Here is a 24,328-nt window from a genome sequence, read left to right as displayed (position 1 = left end):
TGCCCGCCCTCTCGGTGCTTCAAACCGGATGAAATGATGCGGTCGTGATAGTGCAGCGCATCCGGCGCGTCGTCGACCGTGTCTCCGAAAGCCTCGGCCGATCCTCCTCAGCCTTGATCTCTCCGGAGCGGCACTTCGACCCCGCTCATCCGTGGTTCCTCACTGCCACCGAACGCGGCAACGACGACACTCGAATCACGGCCTGGACGGAGGGCAACCGCGTCCAGAATCTCGTGCACGGCAAGACGTACTTCGCGGCGTTGGCGAAGGCGCTCGAGAAGACCGAGCGCGACGATCTGGTGCTCTTCACCGATTGGCGCGGCGACCCGGAGCAGATGCTCACCGACGACGGCGTGACCGTCGAGGATGCACTCGCCGACGTCGCGCACCGCGGTGGTGTCGTCAAAGGCATGGTGTGGCGCTCGCACATCGAGACGCTCGGTTTCACCGGACCGAAGAATCGCAAGCTCGCCCTTCGCCTCGAGGAGGCCGGTGGTGAGGTGATCCTCGACCAGCGCGTGCTGGTGACCGGAAGCCACCACCAGAAGTTCGTGGTCGTGCGGTACGGCAGGAAAGATCTGCCCGACATCGCGTTCGTCGGCGGGATCGACCTGGCCCGTGCCCGACGCGACGACGCCGATCATTTCGGTGATCCGATCTCACGCCCCTTCCCGCCCGAGTACGGGGAGATCCCGGCCTGGCACGACGTGCAGGTGCAGCTCGAGGGCCCGGCGGTGCGGGACGTCGAGGACGTCTTTCGCGAGCGGTGGGAGGATCCCGCAGCCCTGTCCCGACTGCCCTGGCACGCGATACCCGACATGATCCGAGGCGTGACGCGTGAGCCGTCGGAACTGCCGCCTGCGGCACCGGCTCCGGAACCTCGGGGCACGTGCTCGGTGCAGCTGTTGCGCACCTACCCCAGGCGGCGTCCCGCCTACCCGTTCGCGACCAAGGGCGAGCGCAGTGCAGCCCGGGCGTACGCCAAGGCACTCGACCGCGCCACCGAATTGATCTACATCGAGGATCAGTACCTGTGGTCGGTCGATGTCGCCCGCGTGTTCGCGGTTGCGTTGCGTCGCAAGCCGAACCTGAAGCTGGTGGTGGTGGTTCCCAAGCACCTCGACGACGACAGCGCACTCACCATTCCCTCTGCGCTGCTGGGGCACTCGGCCGCGCTCGAGGTCATCCGCGCTGCCGGCGGTGATCGCGTACTGGTTCTCGACATCGAGAACGACCGCGGAATACCTGTGTACGTGCACTCGAAGGTCTGCATCATCGACGACGTGTGGACCGCGGTGGGCTCGGACAACTTCAATCGTCGTTCGTGGACCCATGATTCGGAGCTGACGGCGGCCATCGTCGACGAAGAACGCGACACCCGCGAGCCCCTCGACCCCGCAGGCCTGGGCGACGGTGCCCGTACCCATGCCCGCAACCTGCGCCTGGAGCTCATTCGCGAACACCTCGGCCGGGCCGATGGTGACGACGCCGACCTGGTGGATCCACAGCAGTTCTTCGATGCGATCTCGGCCTGTGCGACGGCACTCGACGAATGGCACCGCAACCCGTCCTCGGGCCCGCGCCCGACCGGCAGGCTGCGCCGACACGAGATCTCCGTGCCGCCGGTCTGGCAGCAGCGACTCGCTGCGTTCGCGTACCGGCTGTTCGTCGACCCCGACGGCCGCCCGATCGGAATGCGCCTGCGTCGTCGCTTCTGACGTGCTTGCCGTTTCGGACCTGACATATCGGGCATTCGCCCTCGATGTCTCCCTCCCCTCGCGAACTCAGTGCTCTCGTCTTCGCCCCATCCCCACTGTTGACGGTGACCCTCGACCGAGCCCCCAACGGCAACACCGAACTGCACGTGCACGCAGGCGGCCAAGGCCATTGGATCGCCCGGATGGCCACGGTGCTCGGCCTCGACGTGACACTGACGGGAGTGTTCGGCGGCGAGATCGGGGGCATTCTTCGCGACATCGTCGAGCGGGAGGGCATCACCGTCGTCTCGGTCGACATCGGCCAGGAGAGCGGCTCGTACGTTCACGATCGCCGCAGCGGTGAGCGCGAGATCCTGGCCACTGTCGACCCGCCGCCGCTGGCCCGGCACGCCCTCGACGACCTGTTCAGCGCCGCCCTCGCCGCCGGTGCCCGCAGCGACGTCGCCATTCTGGGCGGACCGCACGAAGACGACATCGTTCCGCCCGAGGTGTACGAGCGGCTGTGCGCGGACCTCACCGCCCTGGGCAAGACGGTGGTGGCCGACCTCTCCGGACCGACCATGATCGCCGCGCTCGCCGGCGGCCTGACGGTGCTCAAGGTCAGCCACGAGGACCTCATCGCCGACGGCCGGGCCGAGTCCGAGGACCCGGCGCACCTGATCGATTCGATGCGGCAGATGCACGACGACGGCGCGGAGATCGTCGTGATCTCGCGGGCCGGAGATCCGGCCCTGGCGCTGGTCGACGGCGACGTGCTCGAGATCGTCACGCCGGGGCTGCGCATGGTCGATCACCACGGAGCAGGCGATTCGATGAGTGCAGGCATCGCCGCGGGGCTGGCTCAGGGACTGTCGGTCCCCGAGGCGTTGCGACTCGGCGGTGGAGCGGGCACGGCCAACGTCACGCGCCGTGGCCTCGGTAGCGGGCGACGCGACCTGGTTCTCGGCCTCACCGAAGCGGTGGAGGTTCGTCCGTACGAGAAGGCAGGCAAGAAATGAGAGCCCTGATCACCAACGACGACGGCGTATCCAGTGAGGGCATCGCCCTGCTCGCACGCGTGGCAGTGGAAGCCGGTCTCGACGTCGTCGTCGCCGCGCCGCACGAGGAGCGCAGCGGGGCCAGCGCGTCCTTGACGGGCATGGGCGTCGACGATCACCTCGGTATCGGATCCGTCGCCATTGCCGGTCTTCCCGACGTCCCGGCATACGCGGTGCAGGCGTCACCCGCTCTCATCGCGTTCGTGGCCACCCGCGGGGCGTTCGGCGACCCCCCGGATCTGGTGCTCTCCGGAATCAATCACGGACCGAACACCGGTGCCGCCGTACTGCATTCGGGCACGGTCGGAGCCGCGTTGACGGCACTGACGCATCGGGTCCCGGCAATGGCGCTGTCGTCGATCGCCACGGAGCCTACCCATTGGGCGACGGCCGAGCACGTGGCCCGCATCGCGGTGACGTGGATGATGTCCCACGGCCCGTCCGATGCCGTCGTCAACGTCAACGTCCCGGACGTTCCGCTCGCGGAGTTGGCGGGAATCGTGCCCGCATCTCTGGCCCGCTACGGCGCGGTCCAGGCCGAAATAGGCGATCGCGGGGAGGATTTCGTCACCGTTCGTTTCGACGAGATCCGAGCCGAGGACGACGATTCCGACGCGTCGCTGTTGGCCCGCAACTGGGCGACGTTGACGGCGATCCGTCCGCCCAGCGAGGTGGAGGGAATCGACCTGTCTGCGATGCGCGGCTGACCTGTTTCGTTCGAGCTCACCGAGATGTGTCGGTGAGCTCGTGCACACTGGGAACCATCACCGCACATGCCACGGACCTAGGGGGTCACCGCGTATGACGTTTCATTCTGTAGTTCCACCGTTTCTGCTCGAGCGGCTGCAGGGGCCGGGTGCTCGCGCCACTCTGCTCGCCGATCGTGAGATGCGCGCAGGCCGCGAGGTGGTGCAGGCTCGCACCGCCATCGCCCCGCGCACCGGCGGCACGCTCGAGCGCACGATCTCCGACGCGCAGTCCACTCGTGATCTACCCGGCCGGCAGGTACGTGCCGAGGGCGAGGATCCCACGGGCGATGCCGCGACCGACGAGGCGTACGACGGCCTCGGTGCCACATACGCGTTCTTCGACGAGGTCTACGGCTACTCGAGTCTCGACGGAAGCGGCCTGCCCCTCGACGCGACCGTGCACTACGGCCAGGACTACGACAACGCGTTCTGGGACGGCTCGCGCATGGTGTTCGGCGACGGTGACGGTGAGGTGTTCGCTCGATTCACCGTCTCGCTCGGCGTCATCGCACACGAACTCGCGCACGGGTTCACGCAGTACACCACCCCGCTCGAGTACAAGGACCAAGCCGGCGCGCTGAACGAGTCGATCTCCGATGTGTTCGGCGCATTGGTCGAGCAGTACACGGCCGGGCAGAACGCCGAGGACGCCTCGTGGCTGATCGGCGAAGGCCTGTTCCTGCCTGCAGTGCAAGGTAAGGCGTTGCGCTCGCTGCTCGAGCCCGGAACCGCCTACGACGACGACGTGCTCGGCAAGGATCCGCAGCCGGCCAGCATGGACGATTTCGTCGTCACCACCGAGGACGACGGTGGCGTGCACATCAATTCGGGTATCCCGAACCGTGCGTTCGCCGTTGCGGCCACCACGCTCGGCGGTCCGGCCTGGGACCGCATCGGGCAGGTGTGGTTCGACACGATGACCGTCGGCGGACTGTCCCCGACAGTCGATTTCGCCGGGTTCTCGGCCGCGACCCTCGCCGCAGCAACCAAGCGATTCGGAGCCGGTTCCGACGTTGCCGAGGCCGTGGCCACGGGTTGGTCTACCGTGGGGGTGAAGACAACAGGGCTCGAGTCCCTACCGAAGCCGAGCGACGATCGGGTGTGATCGAGAGCAGATGAGCCTGCGCATCGAGGTACTGCGAACCGGTGGTGTCGCCGGGATGTCCAAGCGCGGCGTCGTCGAGACCGACGAGCCGGAATGGCAGTCGTTGGTCGAGGCCGCGCAGCCGTACATCGCCGATCAGCAGGCCGCCGATCCGGCCGAGTCCAACGCCCGCGACACCTTCGTGTGGAGTGTGTCGGTGGGTGAGCACTCGTGCCGGGTGGGCGATTCCAGCCTGACCGGCCCGCTACGCGACCTCGCGGAGCGCACACTCCGCGAGGGTCGCGTCCGGTAGCGCGAGAACCTCGTTCAGGCCTTCCACTCCGCACTGCGTTCGTCGGTCGCCTGACCCAGCGCCTCGACGAGAGCGTCGATTCCGAAGTCCTTGCCGTACGACGGCGTTCCCGGCTGCTGACGCCACGACTGGGCGAGGGTTCCGCCGTCGACGGGGTCGAATCCGAGCTCGTCGATGACCGAGAAGACCAGCTTCTTCGAATCGTCGTCGTCGCCTGCGATCGGTAGTGCGATTCGACCTCTGGTCCCAGCGGGCACACCCTTCTCGAGCAGGTGCTTGTACCAGATTCCGTTGAACGCCTTGATGACCGGCTCGCCGAGTTGCTGAGAGACCCACACGCTTTCGGGCGTCCCACCCTCGATGTCCTCGATCAACCCGTCCCGCTGCTGCGGGTAGTAGTTGTTGGTCTCGATGATCGGGGCCCCGGGCTTGCGGGCGGAAGCAATTCCCGGAGCGAGATCGGGAACGTTCTTCTGCGGAATGCTCAGCAGCACCAGGTCTGCGTCCTGCGCGGCCTCCGCGGCCCAGACGGCCGTCGCTCCGGTCTCCGCTGCCAGGTCCGCCAGCGTTTCCGGGTCACGTGAATTCGAGAATCTGATCTCGTGACCGAGCGCCGCCCAACGCCGAACGAGGGTGCCGCCGATCAGTCCACTTCCGATGATTCCAATTTTCATATCGAGAACCAACACACTCGACCCGAAACAATTCCCGTCAGGATCCGATCGAGACCTTCGCGCGCGGACGGCCGAACTTCATGGCCTTGTCCACCACCTTGCCGTAGCGCAGTACCGGAAGGTCGCGGAAGTAGTTCATGCGCAGCTTCCACGGGGTCTCGCTGCCCTGCCTGGGGAAGTTGTCCACCGCCCGCAGAACGTAGCCCGCGGCGAAGTCGAGGAACGGTTCTTCGTCGATGGACGGGTCGCGCTCGAGTTCGACGGTGCTGTATCCCTTCTCGTCCATGTGCGCGAGCAGTCGCATCACGTAGTTCGAGACCATGTCGGCTTTGAGCGTCCACGAGGCGTTGGTGTATCCGACGACGAAGGCGAAGTTCGGGATACCGGTGAGCATCATGCCCTTGTAGGCCATGGTGCTGGGCAGGTCGACGTCCTTGCCGTCGACGCGGAACGTCGCGCCGCCCAATGCAGACAGATTCAATCCCGTTGCGGTGACGACGATATCGGCATCGAGGTGCTGGCCGGACTTCAGCTTCAGTCCGGTCTCGGTGAACGTGTCGATGTGGTCGGTGACGATCGAGACCTCGTCTTTGCGAATCGAGCGAAACAGATCGTTGTCGGGCACCAGGCACAGCCGCTGATCCCACGGGTTGTAGGACGGGGTGAAGTGGGTGTCGAGGTCGTATCCCTTCGGCAGCCACCCTTCCTGCATCGTCCGGATCCGCTTCTTCATGAACTCCGGGTACTTCTGGCTCAGGGTGTAGATCAGCATCGCCATGGATACGTTCTTGAGCCGAGTGGCGCTGTACGCCAATTTCTTCGGCAGGCGCTTGCGAAGGGTCAGCGCAATCGGATCCTGCGACGGAAGCGAGAGGACGTAGCTGGGCGAGCGCTGCAGCAACGTGACGTGCTCGGCATCGCGAGCCAGATTGGGGGCTAACGTGATTGCCGTGGCACCACTGCCGATCACGACGATCTTCTTGCCCGACCAGTCCAGATCCTCGGGCCAGTGCTGCGGGTGGATCACCTGGCCGCCGAACTTGTCCTGTCCGGCGAACTCGGGACTGAAGCCCTTGTCGTAGTCGTAGTAGCCGCTGCAGGAGAACACGAACGACGCGGTGACCGTGACCGTCTCGTTCGTATCGCTTCGATGCGCGGTCACCGTCCAGAACTGCTGCTCGGACGACCATTCGAGAGCGACGACCTTGTGATGGAACCGGATGTGCTTCTCGACGCCTGCTTCTCGCGCGGTCTCGACGATGTAGTTGCGGATATCGGTGCCGTCGGCGATGGATTTCTCCCCCATCCACGGCTTGAAGCTGTATCCGAGGGTGTACATGTCGGAGTCGGAGCGAATCCCGGGGTAGCGGAACAGATCCCACGTTCCCCCGATAGCACCGCGGCTCTCGAGAATTGCGTAGGTCTTGCCGGGCAGATCGTGCCCGAGGTGGCGCGCGGCACCGATCCCGGACAGGCCGGCACCGATGATGAGGACGTCGACCTCGGGAGTGGGCAGTACGGCAGTCATGTCAACGATTCCTTCGATGTCTTTCGATCAGCTGGTCTTGTTGCGAGCGCTCTCGGACCTGCCGAGGCGGGCCACTTCCTCGTCCATCTTCGGCAGGATCGTCGGCACGTGTTCGAGCATGCTGCGATCGCCGACCCGCGAGGTGATGACGGCTTTGAACCACGACGCTGCTCCCACCCACCGCGGCACGTAGACGCGACGCTTGCGCTTGGCCAGGCCGTCGACGAAGGCGTCGACGCACTGGTCGACGGTCATCGTCTTGCCCAGCGGGCCCGGGAGCACCGCGAGCAGATCCTGGAATGCGGTGAGGTCGGACTTGGCGTCCTGCACCATCGGCGTATCGATCCAGGCCATGTGTGCCGAGCCGACGTCGACGCCTCGGTAGTTGACCTCGAGCCGGAGCGCATTCGCAAAGTGTTCTGCTGCAGCCTTACTGGCGTTGTACGCGGCCAGGCCGGGGCACGGGGTGAACGCCGCGAGCGAGGAGACGACGAGGATGTAGCCGTTGCGTTCGATGAGCGACGGCAGCGCAGCGCGGACGGTGTTGAACACGCCCATCACGTTGATGTCCATGACACGTTGGAACGTGGCGGGATCGACCTGCATGATCGATCCGTAGCTGGCGATTCCGGCGTTCGCGAGCACCAGGTCGATGCCGCCGTACGCCTCGATTCCGCCGTCGACGGCCCGCTGCATGTCGTCGAGGTTCCGGACGTCGGCGACGAACGCGGTTGCCTTCAACTGGGCCGCGACCTCACGGAGCGGGGCTTCGTCGACATCGACGAGGATCAGCTGGGCACCTCGGCCGGCGAGCGCCCGCGCGGTCGCGGCACCGATCCCCCGTGCCGCCCCGGTGATCAGAACGACCTTGTTCCGTAGCGTCGACGCCGCCATGTGCTCCCCCTCCATCGGAATGCTTGTCTGCGAACACTTTGCATCTGATACCGAGCGGTGTCAAGATCTGTCTGTGACCATCCCTCACAGTGAAGTCGGCCGCACCTACCGAGGTGCCGATCCTCGGCAGCGGCAGCAGGAGCGTCGGATTCGCCTGCTCGACGCAGCCGTCGAAGTCTTCGGCACCACCGGCTACCGGACCGCAACCGTGGAGAAGGTGTGCAGCGAGGCGGGCCTGACCAAGCGCTACTTCTACGAGTCCTTCACCAACAGCGAGGACCTGCTGATGGCGACCTACGCCCGCGCCACCGACGCCATGCGCGAGAACATCCTGGCCGGTGCCGCCGCCGAGGCCGACTCCACCGAGCAGGTGCTTCGAGCCGCTCTCACCGGCTTCTTCACCTTCGTCGCCGAGAATCCGAAATCTGCGCGCATCGCCTTCGTCGAGATTCTCGGGGTCTCGTCCACCGTCGATGCGCTCTACCGCAAGACCACGACCTCGTTCTCGGAGACCGTGCTCCAGGTGGCCGAGGCGGTCGGTTCCGGCCACGGGCTCGCCGGGCCGAACCGTCGAACACTGGCCATGGGCCTGGTGGGCGCGGTCCTCACCATCGCCCAACAATGGCTGCTCTCTCCCGAGCGCGAACCGTTGGATTCGGTGATCGCCAGCGCCCACACCATCCTGGCCGCAGTGGTCTTCGGCCGCGTCGACGGTTGAGCGTCAGGTCACGGCCTGCTCTGCAGCGGCTCCACCGGCTCCTCCGCCGTGGCTCGCTCGCCGGACTTGACGACGACCACGCCGAGCAGAACCAGTGCGCCACCGGCCAATTGGATCGGTGCCGGAGCCTGACCGAGCAGCAACCACGCGAACACAAGTGCGGCAACGACTTCCATCAATCCCATGAACGACGCCAACCGTGACCCGAGGCGTCGGCCCGCGGCGATCCCGAGGACGTAGGCCAGTGCGGCCGTCACGACGCCGAGGCCGATGATCGGGACCCACCACGGCACAACCGCATCGACGAAGGTGACATCGGTGAGCGGGGCGGCGAACGGTACGATACCGATCAGCCCTGCGACCAACAGGATGAGACCACCGGTGAGCAGGCCGGCCCCGGCGAGCACGATCGGCGGGAGTCCGTTGCTCTCGTCCGCCGACAGCACCCAGTAGACGGCCGCACCGGCCATCGAGCCCAGCGCCCACAGCACACCGACGGTGTCGACGTCGGCACCGGAGATCAGGTCGAGCACGAGCACCAGACCCATCGCGGCCAGCAGTGCGCCCACCACGGTCAGCCGACCCGGTCGCTGTTGGTGACGGAACCACATCCAGCCGATGACGGCCACAGGCGAGGTGAACTCGATCAGCAGCGCCACCCCCACCTCCATCCGTCCGACGGCGTTGAAGAACGCGAGCTGGCAGCCTGCCACCGCAAAAGCTCCGTAGGCGAGCAGCAGCTTCCAGTTCTTCGCCAGCAGGCTCCATCGCCCACGCAACGCGAGAATCGACGGAATCAGCAGGACGGCCGCCGCCAGCAGGATTCGCGCGGTCACCGCAGCCCCGGCCGTCCAGCCGGCGTCGAGCAGTCCCGTCGCGAGCGACCCGGAGAGGCCGAAGGACGCCGCCGAGAGCAGCGCGAAACCGAGTCCCGAGAGTCGACGCGACCGCGCCGCAGCGTCGTGGGTGGCCGCGAGATCTACCTGCGCGTCATGAGTGTAAGCCGTCATGACATGTGACAGTAGGGAGTGACTTGGTAAGGTGTCAACATGCTTTTTGCTCATGACGCGGAATTGTCGTTGCTGTCCGCCGTGGCCTTGGTCAATTCGGCCGAGGACCCGGACACGCTGACCACGCGGGAGCAGCTCGCCGAGTTCTTCACCGAACAGGGGTACTCCGGCCGGTTCGACGGCGACGACGCCGAGCTAGAAGCGGTGCGGGCACTGCGGCCGACCCTGCGCGCACTGCTGACCAGCAGCCGCGACGACGCGGTGGTCGAGGTCAACCGATTGCTGGCCGAGTCCTCGGCCCTGCCCCGACTGGTTCGTCACGGAGATCTCGACTGGCACGTCCATGCCGTCGCCGACGACAGTCCCCTCGTGACCCGCATCGTGGTCGAGACCGCGATGGCCATGATCGACGTCATCCGGGCAGACGAGCTCTCGCGCTTCGACGTCTGCGCCGATCCGGACTGCAACGGGCTGGTGCTCGACCTCTCACGCAACCGGTCGCGTCGGTTCTGCAGCACCACGTGCGGCAACCGCGCGGCGGTTGCTGCGTATCGAGCGCGCAAGGCCCAGTAGGACCGCGGGGCTTAGTCGATCGGCTTTCGGGTATTCCACGATCGAACTGATCGAAAGGAATTACTCCCATGGTCGAGAAAAGGCCTCCCGTATCAAGCATGTCCAGAGCTGTCGTCAACATGTTGGCCGTCGTACTGATCTTTGCCGGAATTGCCTCAATCGGCGGCCTGATCGCCGCATTGGCCGGCGGCTTCGAGGGTTGGGCCATCGTTGCGGGCATCGCGATAATCGCGCTGTTCGCCGGCGGATATCTGGCCGTACGCGAGGGCGCTCGTCGTCGATCCAGCGAGTCCACGCAGTTCGTCTACGCGCCGGACCACACCGACGAACTGTTCGACGTCGACCCCAACACCGGCGAGCGGACCCCACACCGCGAGTAGAGCACTGGATGCGGGGCCGCTGCAGGTTCGAAACGGCTGTGGGGCTCAGAACGGATATCTCTGGATGTCCGACTGCATCGTGACCCACTGCAGGTCACAGAAGGTGTCGAGGTTGACGGTGGTGCCGAAGTGCCCACCCGAACCCGAGGCCTTCACGCCACCGAACGGAGCGACCGCCTCGTCGTCGACCGTCTGATCGTTGATGTGCACTGCGCCGGAACGGATTCGGTCCGCCAACTCGTACGCCGCGAACGGATTCGCGGTGACGATCGCAACGGACAGGCCGTATTCCGATGAATTGATGATCTCGATCGCCTCGTCCACGGTGCGGTACGTGGTGATGGGTGCGACTGGGCCGAAGATCTCCTCGGTGAACGCCGGCGAATCCTTCGGCACGTTGCCGAGCACGGTCGGCCGATAGTGGAGACCGTCGAACGTTCCGCCTGCAGCCAGTTCGGCACCGGCCGTCACCGTGGACTGCACGATGCCGTCGACTCGCTTCAGTTGGTTCTCGTCGATGATGGGCCCCAACGCATTCGACGGGTCGGTCGGGTCTCCGACGGTGATGCGTGCAGCGATCTTCGCAAGCTCCGCGGTGTACTGCTCGGCGAGATGCTCGGGAACGAGGTGCCGGCCCGACGCCATGCAGATCTGCCCCTGGTGCAGGAACGATCCCCATGCGCCCGCCGATGCGGCGGCCTCGATGTCTGCGTCGGGCAGCACGAGGAACGCGTTGTTCCCGCCGAGTTCGAGGTGGACCTTCTTCAGTAGTGGCGCTGCAGCTTCCGCGATTCGCCGGCCGGCTGCCGTGGACCCGGTGAACGAGATGCACGGGACATCGGGGTGCGAGACGAGAGCGGCTCCCACATCGGCACCCGAGGGCAGTACGTGCAACAGACCGTCCGGCAGGCCTGCTTCGGCGAAGATCTCGGCGAGGATCAGACCACCCGAAATCGGCGTTCGAGGATCGGGTTTGAGAACGACGGCATTGCCGACGGCCAGAGCAGGTGCGACCGACCGCATGGACAGTACCGAGGGGAAGTTGAACGGACTGATCACGCCGACGACGCCCATCGGAACGTAACGGCCCACCGAGAAACGCGATTTCGCGCTCCGCAGCACCTGCCCGTAGGGCTGCGACGCGAGAGCGGCGGCCTCGGTCAGCTCGGCGAGAACCAGTCCGATCTCGGCCCCCGCCTTGCCGTGACTCGATCCCGATTCGGGAACCAACCACCGCGTCAGACGCTCGGGATCGTCCGCGAGAAGCTCCGCGGCCCTCGTCATGACCGACGCTCGCTCGGTGTACGGCTTGGCGGCCCATTCCTTCTGCACACGTGCAGCTTTCGCGACTGCTCGATCGAGGTCGGCGACGTCGGCGGCACCGACGGTGGCCACGACCGACCCGTCGGACGGCGCGGTCACGTCGAGGGTTCCACCACCGCCGTCCACCCATCCGCCGTCGAAGATCTTTGCCGTCCACGCCTGTGTGTTCGCCATGTCAGTCCTGCTCTTTCCTACTCGGTGTTCTTCGTTCGTCGAGGTTGGGCTGCGATCGCTGCGTCGAGCACCTCGGCCTCGGCCCAGGATCCGTGGAATGCGAACGGCACTCGGACGGGGAGCTTGACGCGTGCGAGTGGTTCGCGGGTGAACGAGTCGGCCTCGTGCACCAATAGTTCGGACAGGCCGGACGCCGGATTCCACCACAGGGTCAGCAGGTAGCCGTCGTTCTCGATGCTCGCGCCTCGACGCTGAACGAAGACCGGTTCACTGGGGCTGGTCAAACCGTCCGGCCCTTCGAGCACGATCGTCTGTCCGGTCGAGAAGTCATGGCGCGCAAGCCCATCCGTCAGGGTCAGCGGCGACAGGCTTCGGGTGGTGGCGAAGTAGCCGAAGCGATTCTCCTGGCCCAGCCACGCGTCGTTGATCTTCGGGAACTCGCCCGCCACCCCGCTGTGCATGTGCTGGGTGGTCGTCCTGGTTGCGGTATCGAGCACGAACCGCCAGGCCATCGCGGGTGGAAACCAGGAGTGCGAGTCGATCGGCTCGTCCGAGTCGTCGGCCGGATTGCCCAGACGTGCAATGACGTGCAGGTCCACCACGATTCCGGTGGCAGTTTCGTGGGCGTTGAAGAAGTGCGTCGGGGCCAGCATCAGGCCGGTGTCGTACCACGTGACTTCGTGGGTTCGACGGTCGAGGACGGCGAACCTGCTGCCGTTCGGTGTAGCCGATTCGTCCCAGAGCACCCCGGGCCGCCCCGCCATGATGCGGTCGAGGCGGAACTGGTTGGGCGAGATCAGGAAGATCGCGAGGTGTTCGCTCACGATGTAATCGTGCACCATTGCCGGACAGCCCATCTCGAAAGTGACGGTATCGACGACGGTGCCGCTGGTATCGGCCTCGTACCACGTCAGATTCGGCCCGATGGCAGAGTAGAAGAGCATGTTGCCCGTCGACGGTTCGATCTTGTAGTGCGCTGTGCACAGGATATCCAGTGCGCCACCGAAATCGTACGTGCCCTGCGTGTCCAAGCTTTCGGGGTGCATCGAATGCGGCAGTCCGCCTTCGTAGTACACCAGCAGGTGGTCGGCGAACAGGCCGACGTTGGTATTGGCGACGCTCTTGGACGGCGGTGCGCCAACGGGCAGATCCCGCTTGGCCTTGCCCGAGCCGTTGACGAAACCGCTGTACAACGCTTCACCGGCCTCGACCTCGATCTTCATGGTGTCGGTGTGCACCCACTTCATCCGGAACGACGCCTTCCCGTCGCGGATATAGGTGCCGGCGACTCCGCCGTCGCCTTCCCACCAGTGGTAGCGGTCGGTGTCGAGCGGCTCGAAGCGGGGGTTGTCGGCTACCCGGAACAGGGCGCCGGCCAGGTCGTCGGGCAGTTTCCCGATGACCTCGAGGTCGAATGCCTCGGTCTCCTCGTGCCACGGCGCGAACGGACCGTTCAGGAACTTGTTGGACGTGTTCCAGTCGACATCCGCCTCGTGGCGCGCAGTCGCAGGCGCGGTCCGTCGGACCAGTGTCGTCGGGAGCGGGGTGGGTAGGTCACGCATAGCTGACGCCTTTCGTCTCGAGACAGGACAGTTCGGAAGGGCTCGGGGAAGATCCGGTCCACGACGCCACCGCGGCTCGAACGTCGTCACCCTCGTGCGGAAGCCACGCGGCCGCGACGAATCGGTCGGGCCGGACGAGGACGAATCTGCCGGTGTACGTGCGCATCTCGTCGTCCAATCGACCGTCGACGTCGAGCAGTACGTTGACGTCGTCGATTCTCGGTGCCGTGCGATCGGTGGGCACTGCGGCCTCGACGGCGTGCAGGCCGCGCGCGATACCGCGGGCACGGGACCAGTCCCCCGCGTCGCGCACGTCGATTCCCATCAGCGCCCAACCGGTTCCGAGAATCTCGTCGAGCGGGCGGATGGTTCGGGTCGCCGAGTCGAAGGCCAGGGGTTGCCCGATCGCACTCCCGGTGTCGTCGCCGGGGAGTACGAGTCCGTCGGAGAATCGGTACGGCGGGCGGTAGGCCATGGTCTCGAACCAGCGTCGCCCGTTCTCGGTGGCCAATGCGGCTCGGACCAACTCGTCGCGCCTGGCCGCGACACGAGGATTGGTCGTCATCACCACGCGGCCCAACCGCTCGGACGCGCGAACCACCGCGGCGGCGTGCGGGCCACGCTCGGATCCGTATGTGGCCAAGACTCTTTCGTGCAGACAGCCGTCGAGCACCCCGGCCAACTTCCACGCCAGGTTCGCGGCGTCACGAATGCCGGAGTTCAGACCCTGACCGGCGAACGGGGGCATCATGTGTGCGGCGTCGCCGAGCAGGAAGCAGCGCCCGAGCTGCCATCGGTCGGCCACGAGACCGTGGAAGCGATAGTTGACGGCTCGTTCGACCTGAGCGGGTGTGATCGGGCGGTAGCGCGAGACGAGTCTTTCGATGAGCTCGAACGGTGGCGAGTCGGTGGCCGTGCCCTCGCCGTCGAACAGGCGGAATTCGTATCGACAGCGACCGTCGAGTCCGGGTACCACCACGTGCGGCCTGCTCGGATCGGCATGGTGCATTCCGTAACGCTCGATGTGAGGGTCGCCGAGCGTGTCCACCACCAACCACAATTCCGGATGGCTGCGTCCGGTCATGCCGATCTTCAGCAGGTTTCGAACCGTGGATCGTCCGCCGTCGCTGCCGAGGAGGTAGCGGGCGCGCACCGTGCGTCCACCCGCTTCGATGGCCACGGCGTCCGCATCCTGCACGATCGAGGTGACCTCGGTGTCGAACCGTACGGTGACATGGTGTGCCGTATGCAGAGCCGCTGCCAGCACGCGTTCGAGATCCGGTTGCGCGAACGGGTTCTTGAACGGGTAGCCCAGTCGGTAGGCGCTCTCCGCGCCACCGTGGAAGAGCGGTTCGTCGTCGAGGCCGTAGTAGCGAGTTCCGGTGCCCGGCACGACGATCGGCAGAATTCGGTCGATGACGCCGGCCTGCTGATAGGTGCGCAGTGCCTCGTCGTCGATGCTGATCGCTTTGGGTTCGTCGCTCGTCGTCGAACGACGCTCGAGAACGATGACGCGGAGCCCTCGTGCAGCGAGCAGCAGGCCCGCGGTCATCCCGACCGGACCGGCACCGCAGATCGCTACGTCGTAGAGGGTGTCGAATCTCGTGTCCACACCACCAAGGTAGCGCGCATCACGTTAAATAGGAATGGTGTCCCACAAAATAGGACACACTACGAGCTGACGACGGCGAGCCTCGTCGACAGAGTCTCCGCCGCTGCCCGCACTGCGGTGACGAGCACGTCGGTCCGATCCTCCGGAACACGACGTCTGATCGCGACGATGCTCAATGCCGCTGCCACCGAACCGGACTCGTCGAAGATGGGTGCGGCGATGCCCATCGCATCCGGGTCCACCTCCGCGACGGTGACGCCGTAGCCGGTGGTGCGGATGCGCTCGAGGCGGTCGACGAGGCGATCGACGTCGGTCAACGTCCGATCGGTGAAGCGTTGCAGCACATGCCGACCCAGGATCGAGCGGATCTCCTTCTCCGGCAGCCAGGCCAGGAGCGTCAACGCCGACGCACCTGCATTGATGGGCAGCCGACTCCCACGCTCGTAGCTCAGGCGCACCAGCTGCTTGGCCCCCTCGCACCGCTCGATGCACACAGCCGTGTCGTCGACGAGCCTGGTGAGCAACACGGTTTCCCCTACCTCGTCGGCCAATTCACGCATCACGGGTTGGGCGATCGTCGTCAATCCGTAACCGCGCCTGGCCAATCGAGCAAGTTCGAGTACTGCGACACCCAACCGAAAGCCGCCATTGGGAGCTTCCTCGAGAAACGATGCGCCGACCAACGTCTGCAGATATCGGTACGCCGTGGAGCGCGCGCTGCCCAGGGCCTCGGCGACATCGTTGGCGCTGATCTGCAGGCGATCCTCGGTGAACATTCCCAGGATGATCAGCGCGCGGTCGGCCGTGCTGTTGCGTTCTCGGTATCCACTCGTCTCAGGAGCCATGTCTCCATCCTAGTTCTGATTGTCAGGACTGCAGTGTCATCAAACGGATCTTCGCCCTTGACAGCTGTGATCCAGGCCATGAACACTGTCCTGTATTAGACAACAGTGGTCCTGCTTTACAGGACATTCCCTCAGGATGAGGAACCCATGAACCCCACCCACCAGAAACTGGATCGCGGCACGCTCATCGCCTGTTGCCTCGCGATCGGCGTCGCCCAGATGGGCGTCTCACTCGCAGCGCCCATTCTCGGCGTGATCCAACGCGACCTCGGAGCGAGCGCAGCGGCGCTGGCCTGGATCCCGGCCGCGTTCATCCTCCCCACCGCCATACTCGAGCTGAATTTCGGCGTACTGGGCGACATGTTCGGCCGCAAGAGGCTGCTCGTCTGGGGCGGCGTGCTCGTCTTCGTCGGCGACGTCGTCGCCGGAACGTCGGGAACCCTGACACAACTGATCGCCGGGCAGGCCATCGCCGGACTCGGTGCCGCCGCAATCTTTCCCACGTCACTGGCCATGCTGGTCTCGGCAACCCCCGATCGTCAGGAGCGAGCCCGCGCTCTGTCTCTCTGGGCAGTCAGCCTGGCGTTCGGTGCCATGATCGCTCCGCTGATCAGCGGCTTCGCGGCCGAACACTTCAGCTGGGGCTGGTCGTTCGCCATTCCCGCCGTTCTGGGTCTCGTCACCGCCGTGGTCAGCGCCGCGGTGATCGTCGACTCACGTCATCCCGCCGGACGCGGACTCGACTGGCCGGGCCAGATCACCATCGCCGTCGCCTTGCTCGCCCTGCTGTATGCGGTGATCCAGGGCTCCGTGGACGGCTATTCGAGCCCCGTCATCGTGGGTGCCTTCGTTCTCGCGGTCGCCGCAGGCGTCGCGTTCGTCGTCAGCGAGCAGCGAGCGCGCACCCCGATGCTGAATCTCGCGCTGTTCCGTACGCCTGCCTTCGCGGCGACTGCGCTGATCGGTTTGCTCGCGATGTTCGGCTTCATCGGAACCGCCTACGCGCTCAGCGTGAAGCTCGAAGCGATCCTGCACGTCAGCCCGCTGCAGGCTGCACTGCCGTTCGCTCTCATCCAAGCCGTACCGCTGCTCCTCACGCCACTGCTCCCGCGCCTGTTGATGCGCGTCGCGGCCCGCACCCTGTTGGTCACCGGACTGTCGGCATTGGCCGTCGGTCAGATATGGATGGCTCAGCTACCCGGCGACTCCACCTCGCTGCTCGCGATGACCGGCCCGATCCTGTTGCTCGGAACCGGCTTCATCACCATGTTCACCGCACTGACGGCCGTCGCCGTCGGAGCCGTCGCCATCGATTACGCCGGAATGGCCAGCGCGGTAACCAGTCTCGTTCGCGAGACCGGGCAGAGCCTCGGGCCCGCGATCGTCAGCGCCGTGGCGTTCGGAGTTGCCGGAGCCACCCTGACCTCCACCCTGTCCGACGGTTCTCTCCCTCCCGAGGCGGTGGGCGTGGCATCCGGCGTCGCAGAGCAGGGCGGGCCGTTGGCGGTGGCCAACGCCGACCTCGGTCCGATCTCGGATCTGGTTGCACCACTTGCCAGGACGGCTCTCGAGACCGGCCTCGACATCGGCATCTACGTCTGTGCCGGAGCCACCGTCCTGGCTGCGCTCATCGCCCTCGTCATTCCCGGCGGAGCCCCCAGGGGACTCGATGCTGCCCCGATCGACGCGGCAGCATCACCTACGGCCGGGCGACTGCTGCCCGCCGGTGAGTGACATGTCCACGCCCACTCTCCATCACGTCTTCACCCTCGACGTCGAGCTGGCTCCCCCGGTGGTGATCGGGTCGACCCCACACGGAATGCGTCGGGTCATCCCGATCACCGGCGGCCGATTCCAGGGACCGGCCGGATCCGGGACGATCCTGCCCGGCGGTGCGGACTGGAACCTGGTGCGCACCGACGGCGTCACCCACCTGTGGGCTCGCTACACGATCGTCACCGACGACGACGTGACCATCATGGTCACCAACGAGGGCTGGGGCACCCAGGACGATGCCACCATGGAGCGCATCTTCGCCGGCGGTGCTGCCGACATCGACCACTGGTACTGCTCCACCAACCCGCGCTTCGAGGTGGCCGATCCAGGATGGAAGTGGTTGAACCACAGCGTGTTCCTCGGCCACTTGGAACCGCCCACCCGCGGCGACCGGGTGCGTATCACCGTCTACACCGACGCCCCCGTTCCCACCCCATCGACGCCCCGAAAGGCGGATCACTGACATGACCACTCCCACCCGGAACAGACTGCAGGAAGGTAGAGCCGTGGGCACACTGCGCCGGACCGCCGTCTCGCACCTCGGATTCACCGTTCCCTGCGTCGCCGCCACCGCCGACTTCTACGGCCGCACCGTCGGCCTGACCGTGCAGGAGGAGCTCGCAGGCGGCGGCCTGCGCCTCGGCTGGGGCCTCGGACACCACGTTCTGGACCTCACCGAGGGTCCGAAGGCACTGTCTCACTACGGCTTCGAGGTTCGTGATGCCGACGGTATCGCCGGGATCACCGCACGATTGAAGGACGCCGGCCACGACGTCACGGATCTGGATCCGTCCGTCCTCGACCATGCCGTCGGCGCACCGTCGGGCATCTCGGTGACCGACCCCGACGGCACCACGGTGCATTTCCACGGACCGGTCGCGCGCCAGGGTGAGAACGCTGCCGATCCGGGACGACGCCCGATCAAGTTCCAGCACACCACTCTCGGCACCGACAACGTGGCGCAGATGGTCTCGTTCTTCGTCGACACCGTCGGATTCCGCATCTCCGATCAGCTCGAGGACGGCAAGTTCGCGTGGCTGCGCAGCGACCGCGATCACCACACTCTGGCCGTCGTCGAGAACGGTGTGCCCGGCGATCTCGACCATTACTCCTACGACCTCGCCGAGTGGGAGGACTTCAAGTCCTGGTGCGATCGCCTCACCGAGATCGGTGTCGACGTCGTCTGGGGCCCGGGACGCCATGGCCCCGGCAACAATCTGTTCGTCTTCTTCGACGATCCGGCGGGCAACCACATCGAGCTCTCGGCCGAGATGGAGAAGTTTCACGACGACCGAGCTACGTACGTGACGCGGCAGTGGCGTCCGGTACCCGCGTCGGTGAATCTGTGGGGCGGACAGCTGGCGAGCTGGCGCAAGACGAGCAAAAGCGAGATCTGAGCTATGGCTTACATCAGCTACGAGCACAACGGTATTCGCGGAGTCGGCGAGGTCGACGGGGATTCGCTGATCCCGCTGCAGGGAATCGACGCACTCGGGCGAACCAGTTCGCTCGAGGCACTTGCCGGGGCAGATCGCCTGACCGGGGAGCGTCTACCGATCGGCGACGTGCGCGTCCTCCCGGCTGTCACCGACCCCGCCCGAGTGATCTGCGTCGGACTGAACTACCGCGACCACATTGCCGAAACAGGACGCGAGTTCCCCACGTACCCGGTGATGTTTCCCAAGTTCGCCTCCAGCCTGATCGGGGCCTACGACGACATCGCCGTCCCACCGGAGAGTTCCGAGGTGGACTACGAGGGCGAGATGGCGGTGATCATCGGACGCGCGGGCAGGCGCATCACCGAGGAGAACGCACTCGATCACGTTCTGGGTTACGCCGTCGCCAACGACATCACGATGCGTGATTTCCAGTACAAGACGCATCAGTGGATGCAGGGAAAGGCTTGGGACGCAAGCACTCCCCTCGGCCCGTACGTCGTCTGCCCCGAAGGGGTCGACCTCGCGAGTTGCGGCATCCGTACGATCGTCAACGGCGAGAAGGTACAGGAATCGGATCTGTCGCAGTTGCTGTTCACGGTGCCGAACCTGATCGCAACAATCTCCACGTTCACCACCCTCGAGCCCGGTGATGTCATTCTCACCGGCACGCCCGGCGGAGTGGGCTACCGCCGCAAGCCTCAGCTGTTACTGAAGCCGGGCGATCACGTGAGTGTGGAAATCGACAACCTCGGGTCGGTGAGCAACCGATTGGTGGCGGAGGTGCACTGACATCAGTGCGTCTGCGCTGCCTGTGGCACTCGTCAGTCCGAATCGGGCTGCAGCGCAGCCAACATGCTCGTGTTCGGCGCATGTCGGCTGATCCACGTCGCTTGGACGGCGTGGTAGAGATCGGGTTTTCCGCTCCACACCGTTGCCGCTGGAACGTTGTGGGAGTCGAGTTCGTGATGCCAGGAGCCGTCGACGCGGTCGACGAAGTAGTCGGCCGCAACGTCCCACCACGTTCGATAGTCGGTGCCGTACCGTTCTTCTCCCGTAACGCGTCCGAGAGTCGCGGCTGCTCCGATCGCCTCGCACAACACCCAGTGCAGTCGACCCGTGACAACCGGCTGCCCTGTCCAGTCCGTGGTGTAGACGAACCCGGGGGTGGGCCCGGGCTGCCAGCCGTCGACGGCAGCCCGGTCGTAGAGGGACTCGGCCGCGTCGACGTAGTCCCGCCCGCCCGCAACGAGACTTGCCTGCACGAGGAGTCGCGCCCACTCGAAGCCGTGGCCGACGGTGGCACCGTAGGGCTTGAACTGGTTCGCTACGTCGTCGCGGTTGTACTCGAGCTGCGGGATCCACTCTGCCGTGAAGTGCTCCGGGACGCGCCACTCGTTGGCCGCGGACCATCGACATACGTTGTCGCAGATACGCAGTGCACGTTCGCGCCAGAGCTCGGGCGCACCGGCGTCGGCGGCGGCCAGCAGCGCCTCGACCATGTGCATGTTGGCGTTGATGCCGCGATACGGATCGAGCTCGGACCAGTCGACAGTCCAGGTGTCCGAACACATTCCGTACCGTTCGTCCCAGAACCGAGAGTCGACGATATCGAGTGCCTCGTCGAGAAGTTCCCGGCCACGTGCGTGACCCACCGCGGCGGCAGCCGACGCGGCGAGCACTACGAAGGCATGCGTGTACGCCGATTTCACTGCATCGGGCGAGGCCGCGTCGGCACTGGACTCGAACCAGCCGCCGTTCGTGCTGTCCCGCAACGTGGTCGACAGTCCGTCGAAGACGCGATCGGCTCTCCTGCGGGAACCCGGTCGGCCCTGCACGGACCCGAGAAAGTGCACATGCGCCATCCGAGCGGTGATGTACGTATGCGCCGGATGGTCGAGGTCGGGGTTACCGCGATCGTCCAGCCACGCCGCGCCTCCGGCGGGGTGGTCGAGTGTGGTTCCGAAATCCAGAAGTCGAGACGACTCGGTGTCGAGCCACGATCGATGAGAGGGCAGTGTCCACCAGTTGCCGGGGTCTGCTGGAGTCATGCGTTCATTGTGCTGTGCCCGCGATCGCCTGTTCGGCGGACGCGACAGTTCCCTCCGAATCGTCGAACAATTCGATCCGATCCTTGCCGCTCTGCTTGGCCCGGTACATCGCGGAATCCGCGTCCCGAAGCACATCCTGAGCTGTGGCACCCCTGCGGGCAAGCACCATTCCGATGCTCGCCGACACCTCGTACTGCCGTCCCTCGAACTCGATGGCCGAGGCCAGCGCGGCCTTGATCCGCGCGGCCACGCTGCCTGCGAGTCCGTCCGCGTCCGAGGCCGGGTCGTCCATCTGGGCGTCGAGGACCAGGACGAATTCGTCACCGCCCACCCTGGCGATGAAGTCGTCGCTTCTCAGTATCGCGCGCAGACGCCGTGCCACCTCGACCAGCACCGCGTCGCCAGCAGCATGTCCGCCGCTGTCGTTCACGCTCTTGAAACCGTCCAGGTCGCAGAACAGCACCACCGCCGCGATGCCGGTGCGCGCGCCCCGATCGATCGCAGAGCCGATCCGGTCCAACAGCAGCATGCGATTGGGCAGTCCCGTCAACGGATCCTGCAGCGCCGCACGTTCGAGAGCACGCTCGGCCTCGACGACGTCGGTCACCTCTCGGAGGACCGAAAGCACCTGCAGCACCTCACCCGACGGCCCCCGGCGAAAGGGCGTGGTTCGACGCGACAACCACCGGGTCTCACCGCCGAGGCCACGCACTCGGTACTGAGTCGTGAGGCTTTCCCCGTCTGCCAACGATGCAGCGGCCCGGTCGGCCGCCGCAACGATGTCGAGGTCCTCCACAAGCACCTCGATGTCGGACGAATCCTCGGCACCGTCGACCGTCGAATCTCCGTCGGGCCGCCCCTCCGGATCACCGGCGGTCGTGGTACCGATCAACGAGCGGAGGCTGCGCGACGCCCACGTCAGGTGCCCCGTGTCGACGTCGACGACCGTCGCGATATCCGGCGACGCGGTCAACACGGCGTCCCGGAATGCTCGCGCACGATCCAGCTCCGCCCGCGCCTCACGCTCGGCCGTCACGTCCTCCGACAGCACCATGGCACCGACGATGGCATCGGCCTCGTCGCGCAGCGGCCGGGCTCGAACCTGGAAGACTCTTCCGGTCCCGGCGCTGACGGAATCGAAGGAGGATTCCTCCCCTGCGACAGCTGCCCGGTAGTACGGAGCGACGTGCGCGAAGACCTCCGTTGGCACCGTGTCCTCGAGCAACTTCCCTTCCATCCGGCGCGGGTCGTAGCCCTCCGCGACCAGATCGGCACCTTCGACCAGGACGAATCGAAGGTCACGGTCGACGATGAACACCGTCGTGTGGGGCAGATTCGCGGCGAGCTGACGGTACCGAGCCTCACTGGCATCGTCGAACATCGCCGGCGAGCGAAGCAGTGGACCGTAGGAGCGGCGCATTCCGAGATACACAACACCCGCCAACGCGGTCGACAGGGTCACTGCGACATCCAGATCGCCGCCCATGGACTCCCGCATGATCGCGATCGTTCCGCCGCCTGCATGTTCGCTGTGCCCGGCCCCCGCGAGCAGGTGAACCGCATGCAACACATGGTGAGCCGCGCAGGTGGTGAAGATGGCGGCGGTTGCCAGCGCCAATCGATTCTTCCGAAGCTGGGCGGTGCGACGCAGCCCACGAACGATGAACAGCACGATCCCGAGATACGCCGACGCAGTGATCGCGTTCAGGATCACGACCCAGAGCCAACCGCTCATACGACGGCCTCTCTGGCGGTCGCGTCCGGGTCCGCGTCGGAGTGGGGGTGCGGCATGTGCGGCATCGATGACCTCCGCGGGGTCTGAACTGCTGGGTGTGGGCCGGACCGACCAAAGCGGACGAACCACCCGCCGGTGTCGTGCCGCGAGGGTATCTCAATCCGGCCCGTACCTGCGAGATGTCAGCGAGACACGCTGTAACGCAGATACAGCCACCCCGACTCGGCGAACACCTTCTGCTCCGCGAGTGTCAGGTCGAGATGGTGACCGACCGGAAAGTACGGTTTGCCACCGCCCAGGATGGTCGGCAGAAGGATGACCTCGAACTGATCGATCTCGTCGACCAGCGACTCCGCCAATGCGGCACCGCCCACGGCCAATGTCCCCTCGGTCTCGCGTTTCAGTCGCTTGACCTCGGCGACAGCGTCGGCACTGCGCACCAACCGGCACCCGTCGGCCACCGAATCGAGAGTGTCGGAGAAGACGATCCGCGGGGTGTCCACATACAGTCGCGCGAACTCCGCCTCGACGTCGTCACCCTCCGCCCGTAGCGGGTCCGTCCAGTAGTCCTCCATGGCCTCGTACAGTCGACGCCCGAACAGAAAGGCAGTAGTGGCCTCCGTCTGCCGGTTCGAGAATCGATGGGACTCCTCGTCGGGCACGGAGAAGTCGAGACTGCCTGCGGAATTCTCGATGAAGCCGTCGAGAGAAACGTGCATGTTGTACGTCAGAATTGCCATGTCACTCCTGAAATCCGATGGGGTCGTGGGTACTGACCTCGACGAGCCCGATTTGTCACCGGGCGCTGGGCAAGGAATAGATCGCCTGCACGACGGCCATGCAGAGGGGGCCCAGGGTTCGAGTGCAGGCAGAGGGGGCACTGCCGGTCGATTCCGTCGGCAACCCGTGGAGCGGTAGCTACGTTACAACTCCGGCAACCTGGTCCTCGACCTGATGTACGACCTCATGCTCGAGTCGACCGGTCGCCTGCAGAAGTGCCGCATGTACGAGATGACCGCCAACAAGGCTGCGCGATCGACCATTTCGTACCGGATCGTGCGCGAGCAGGCACCCGAAGGCGTTCCGATGGAAATCTCACCGGAACGGCTGGAGTAGTTCGCCCCGGACTGGACACC

At 65.7% G+C, this 24,328-nt stretch carries 24 protein-coding genes; 13 read left to right on the top strand and 11 right to left on the bottom strand.

From position 1 onward, the window contains the following. The first annotated feature begins 44 nt into the window (after window positions 1-44). The 5 genes from CH306_RS11715 (at window position 45) to CH306_RS11695 (ending at window position 4,901) form a co-directional block, all read left to right on the top strand. Window positions 45-1,718: a phospholipase D family protein gene (locus CH306_RS11715; protein WP_032395214.1), complete on the top strand. Its 1,674-nt coding sequence runs from the start codon at window positions 45-47 to the stop codon at window positions 1,716-1,718. 44 nt (window positions 1,719-1,762) lie between these two features. Further along, on the top strand, window positions 1,763-2,716 hold the full coding sequence (locus CH306_RS11710) for a 1-phosphofructokinase family hexose kinase (RefSeq protein WP_094646689.1): 954 nt from the start codon (window positions 1,763-1,765) through the stop codon (window positions 2,714-2,716). Next, window positions 2,713-3,462 (top strand): 5'/3'-nucleotidase SurE, encoded by a 750-nt coding sequence (surE, locus tag CH306_RS11705; RefSeq protein WP_032395216.1) that lies wholly within the window; start codon window positions 2,713-2,715, stop codon window positions 3,460-3,462. Before CH306_RS11710 ends, surE begins: the two co-directional genes overlap by 4 nt. 94 nt (window positions 3,463-3,556) lie before the next feature. Further along, window positions 3,557-4,609: a M4 family metallopeptidase gene (locus CH306_RS11700; protein ID WP_032395217.1), complete on the top strand. Its 1,053-nt coding sequence runs from the start codon at window positions 3,557-3,559 to the stop codon at window positions 4,607-4,609. A gap of 10 nt (window positions 4,610-4,619) precedes the next feature. Further along, complete coding sequence (locus tag CH306_RS11695; RefSeq protein ID WP_052049464.1) at window positions 4,620-4,901, top strand: protealysin inhibitor emfourin; 282 nt, start codon at window positions 4,620-4,622, stop codon at window positions 4,899-4,901. 14 nt (window positions 4,902-4,915) lie between these two features. On the opposite strand, the gene CH306_RS11690 is transcribed toward CH306_RS11695, so the two are convergent. From CH306_RS11690 to CH306_RS11680, 3 genes are read right to left on the bottom strand one after another with little or no spacing between them, the layout of a single operon-like run. Continuing rightward, a complete protein-coding gene (locus CH306_RS11690; RefSeq protein ID WP_094646737.1) occupies window positions 4,916-5,575 on the bottom strand; it encodes an NADPH-dependent F420 reductase in 660 nt (219 codons plus the stop codon). A gap of 37 nt (window positions 5,576-5,612) precedes the next feature. Then, the gene (locus CH306_RS11685) at window positions 5,613-7,103 is read right to left on the bottom strand and encodes a flavin-containing monooxygenase (protein WP_094628674.1); all 1,491 of its coding nucleotides are present in this window, start codon (window positions 7,101-7,103) and stop codon (window positions 5,613-5,615) included. Window positions 7,104-7,130: 27 nt separating this feature from the next. Further along, the gene (locus CH306_RS11680; protein WP_045198492.1) at window positions 7,131-7,997 is read right to left on the bottom strand and encodes an SDR family oxidoreductase; all 867 of its coding nucleotides are present in this window, start codon (window positions 7,995-7,997) and stop codon (window positions 7,131-7,133) included. Window positions 7,998-8,070: 73 nt separating this feature from the next. Here CH306_RS11680 and CH306_RS11675 point away from each other — a divergent pair, with 73 nt between their 5' ends. Beyond that, a complete protein-coding gene (locus CH306_RS11675; RefSeq protein ID WP_032395220.1) occupies window positions 8,071-8,715 on the top strand; it encodes a TetR/AcrR family transcriptional regulator in 645 nt (214 codons plus the stop codon). A gap of 8 nt (window positions 8,716-8,723) precedes the next feature. Here the strand turns inward: CH306_RS11675 and CH306_RS11670 are convergent, their stop codons facing one another. Then, complete coding sequence (locus CH306_RS11670; protein WP_045198491.1) at window positions 8,724-9,725, bottom strand: EamA family transporter; 1,002 nt, start codon at window positions 9,723-9,725, stop codon at window positions 8,724-8,726. 39 nt (window positions 9,726-9,764) lie between these two features. Here CH306_RS11670 and CH306_RS11665 point away from each other — a divergent pair, with 39 nt between their 5' ends. Both CH306_RS11665 and CH306_RS11660 read left to right on the top strand, forming a co-directional pair. Continuing rightward, window positions 9,765-10,298 (top strand): CGNR zinc finger domain-containing protein, encoded by a 534-nt coding sequence (locus CH306_RS11665; protein WP_094646688.1) that lies wholly within the window; start codon window positions 9,765-9,767, stop codon window positions 10,296-10,298. A 98-nt stretch (window positions 10,299-10,396) separates the two neighbouring features. Next, window positions 10,397-10,678, top strand: a complete 282-nt coding sequence (locus CH306_RS11660; RefSeq protein WP_094646687.1) for a hypothetical protein — start codon at window positions 10,397-10,399, stop codon at window positions 10,676-10,678. Window positions 10,679-10,723: 45 nt separating this feature from the next. Here the strand turns inward: CH306_RS11660 and CH306_RS11655 are convergent, their stop codons facing one another. From CH306_RS11655 to CH306_RS11640, 4 genes are read right to left on the bottom strand one after another with little or no spacing between them, the layout of a single operon-like run. Next, window positions 10,724-12,175 (bottom strand): aldehyde dehydrogenase family protein, encoded by a 1,452-nt coding sequence (locus CH306_RS11655; RefSeq protein ID WP_094646686.1) that lies wholly within the window; start codon window positions 12,173-12,175, stop codon window positions 10,724-10,726. Between the two features lie 17 nt (window positions 12,176-12,192). Beyond that, a complete protein-coding gene (locus CH306_RS11650) occupies window positions 12,193-13,737 on the bottom strand; it encodes a carotenoid oxygenase family protein (protein ID WP_094646685.1) in 1,545 nt (514 codons plus the stop codon). Continuing rightward, window positions 13,730-15,349, bottom strand: coding sequence for an FAD-dependent monooxygenase (locus tag CH306_RS11645; protein ID WP_256981140.1), 1,620 nt, complete (start codon window positions 15,347-15,349; stop codon window positions 13,730-13,732). Before CH306_RS11645 ends, CH306_RS11650 begins: the two co-directional genes overlap by 8 nt. A gap of 59 nt (window positions 15,350-15,408) precedes the next feature. Beyond that, window positions 15,409-16,194, bottom strand: a complete 786-nt coding sequence (locus tag CH306_RS11640) for an IclR family transcriptional regulator (protein ID WP_045198486.1) — start codon at window positions 16,192-16,194, stop codon at window positions 15,409-15,411. A 147-nt stretch (window positions 16,195-16,341) separates the two neighbouring features. Between CH306_RS11640 and CH306_RS11635 the strand changes: the two genes are divergently transcribed. From CH306_RS11635 to CH306_RS11620, 4 genes are read left to right on the top strand one after another with little or no spacing between them, the layout of a single operon-like run. Then, the gene (locus tag CH306_RS11635; RefSeq protein WP_094646684.1) at window positions 16,342-17,928 is read left to right on the top strand and encodes an MFS transporter; all 1,587 of its coding nucleotides are present in this window, start codon (window positions 16,342-16,344) and stop codon (window positions 17,926-17,928) included. Between the two features lies 1 nt (window position 17,929). Then, the gene (locus CH306_RS11630) at window positions 17,930-18,433 is read left to right on the top strand and encodes a DUF3237 domain-containing protein (RefSeq protein WP_218829674.1); all 504 of its coding nucleotides are present in this window, start codon (window positions 17,930-17,932) and stop codon (window positions 18,431-18,433) included. Between the two features lies 1 nt (window position 18,434). Beyond that, window positions 18,435-19,367 (top strand): VOC family protein, encoded by a 933-nt coding sequence (locus CH306_RS11625; RefSeq protein WP_094646682.1) that lies wholly within the window; start codon window positions 18,435-18,437, stop codon window positions 19,365-19,367. 3 nt (window positions 19,368-19,370) lie between these two features. After that, window positions 19,371-20,198: a fumarylacetoacetate hydrolase family protein gene (locus CH306_RS11620; protein WP_094646681.1), complete on the top strand. Its 828-nt coding sequence runs from the start codon at window positions 19,371-19,373 to the stop codon at window positions 20,196-20,198. 32 nt (window positions 20,199-20,230) lie between these two features. Here the strand turns inward: CH306_RS11620 and CH306_RS11615 are convergent, their stop codons facing one another. From CH306_RS11615 to CH306_RS11605, 3 genes are all read right to left on the bottom strand, one after another. Further along, complete coding sequence (locus CH306_RS11615) at window positions 20,231-21,457, bottom strand: AGE family epimerase/isomerase (protein ID WP_094628688.1); 1,227 nt, start codon at window positions 21,455-21,457, stop codon at window positions 20,231-20,233. A gap of 4 nt (window positions 21,458-21,461) precedes the next feature. After that, on the bottom strand, window positions 21,462-23,192 hold the full coding sequence (locus CH306_RS11610) for a diguanylate cyclase domain-containing protein (protein WP_094646680.1): 1,731 nt from the start codon (window positions 23,190-23,192) through the stop codon (window positions 21,462-21,464). Window positions 23,193-23,374: 182 nt separating this feature from the next. Next, window positions 23,375-23,932 (bottom strand): dihydrofolate reductase family protein, encoded by a 558-nt coding sequence (locus tag CH306_RS11605; RefSeq protein ID WP_045198477.1) that lies wholly within the window; start codon window positions 23,930-23,932, stop codon window positions 23,375-23,377. A gap of 214 nt (window positions 23,933-24,146) precedes the next feature. On the opposite strand from CH306_RS11605, the gene CH306_RS29490 reads away from it, so the two are divergent. Continuing rightward, entirely contained in the window at window positions 24,147-24,308 is a 162-nt protein-coding gene (locus tag CH306_RS29490) for a hypothetical protein (protein ID WP_306437705.1), read from the top strand. Window positions 24,309-24,328 lie beyond the last annotated feature (20 nt).

The sequence above is a fragment of the Rhodococcus sp. 15-725-2-2b genome (assembly GCF_002259075.1).
Classification (GTDB): domain Bacteria; phylum Actinomycetota; class Actinomycetes; order Mycobacteriales; family Mycobacteriaceae; genus Rhodococcoides.
Note: the sequence above shows the minus strand (reverse complement) of the source record. Positions and strands in the feature narration are given on the sequence as shown.

Bases quoted from the DNA above. Each gene is read 5' to 3' on its own strand.
- CH306_RS11665 (WP_094646688.1), top strand. From the start codon at position 9,765: ATGCTTTTTGCTCATGACGCGGAATTGTCGTTGCTGTCCGCCGTGGCC.
- CH306_RS11695 (WP_052049464.1), top strand. From the start codon at position 4,620: ATGAGCCTGCGCATCGAGGTACTGCGAACCGGTGGTGTCGCCGGGATG.
- CH306_RS29490 (WP_306437705.1), top strand. From the start codon at position 24,147: ATGTACGACCTCATGCTCGAGTCGACCGGTCGCCTGCAGAAGTGCCGC.
- CH306_RS11700 (WP_032395217.1), top strand. From the start codon at position 3,557: ATGACGTTTCATTCTGTAGTTCCACCGTTTCTGCTCGAGCGGCTGCAG.
- CH306_RS11655 (WP_094646686.1), bottom strand. From the start codon at position 12,175: ATGGCGAACACACAGGCGTGGACGGCAAAGATCTTCGACGGCGGATGG.
- CH306_RS11670 (WP_045198491.1), bottom strand. From the start codon at position 9,725: ATGACGGCTTACACTCATGACGCGCAGGTAGATCTCGCGGCCACCCAC.
- CH306_RS11620 (WP_094646681.1), top strand. From the start codon at position 19,371: ATGGCTTACATCAGCTACGAGCACAACGGTATTCGCGGAGTCGGCGAG.
- CH306_RS11685 (WP_094628674.1), bottom strand. From the start codon at position 7,103: ATGACTGCCGTACTGCCCACTCCCGAGGTCGACGTCCTCATCATCGGT.
- CH306_RS11640 (WP_045198486.1), bottom strand. From the start codon at position 16,194: ATGGCTCCTGAGACGAGTGGATACCGAGAACGCAACAGCACGGCCGAC.
- CH306_RS11610 (WP_094646680.1), bottom strand. From the start codon at position 23,192: ATGAGCGGTTGGCTCTGGGTCGTGATCCTGAACGCGATCACTGCGTCG.
- CH306_RS11710 (WP_094646689.1), top strand. From the start codon at position 1,763: ATGTCTCCCTCCCCTCGCGAACTCAGTGCTCTCGTCTTCGCCCCATCC.
- CH306_RS11690 (WP_094646737.1), bottom strand. From the start codon at position 5,575: ATGAAAATTGGAATCATCGGAAGTGGACTGATCGGCGGCACCCTCGTT.
- CH306_RS11650 (WP_094646685.1), bottom strand. From the start codon at position 13,737: ATGCGTGACCTACCCACCCCGCTCCCGACGACACTGGTCCGACGGACC.
- CH306_RS11660 (WP_094646687.1), top strand. From the start codon at position 10,397: ATGTCCAGAGCTGTCGTCAACATGTTGGCCGTCGTACTGATCTTTGCC.
- CH306_RS11630 (WP_218829674.1), top strand. From the start codon at position 17,930: ATGTCCACGCCCACTCTCCATCACGTCTTCACCCTCGACGTCGAGCTG.
- CH306_RS11635 (WP_094646684.1), top strand. From the start codon at position 16,342: ATGAACCCCACCCACCAGAAACTGGATCGCGGCACGCTCATCGCCTGT.
- CH306_RS11615 (WP_094628688.1), bottom strand. From the start codon at position 21,457: ATGACTCCAGCAGACCCCGGCAACTGGTGGACACTGCCCTCTCATCGA.
- CH306_RS11605 (WP_045198477.1), bottom strand. From the start codon at position 23,932: ATGGCAATTCTGACGTACAACATGCACGTTTCTCTCGACGGCTTCATC.
- CH306_RS11680 (WP_045198492.1), bottom strand. From the start codon at position 7,997: ATGGCGGCGTCGACGCTACGGAACAAGGTCGTTCTGATCACCGGGGCG.
- CH306_RS11625 (WP_094646682.1), top strand. From the start codon at position 18,435: ATGACCACTCCCACCCGGAACAGACTGCAGGAAGGTAGAGCCGTGGGC.
- surE (WP_032395216.1), top strand. From the start codon at position 2,713: ATGAGAGCCCTGATCACCAACGACGACGGCGTATCCAGTGAGGGCATC.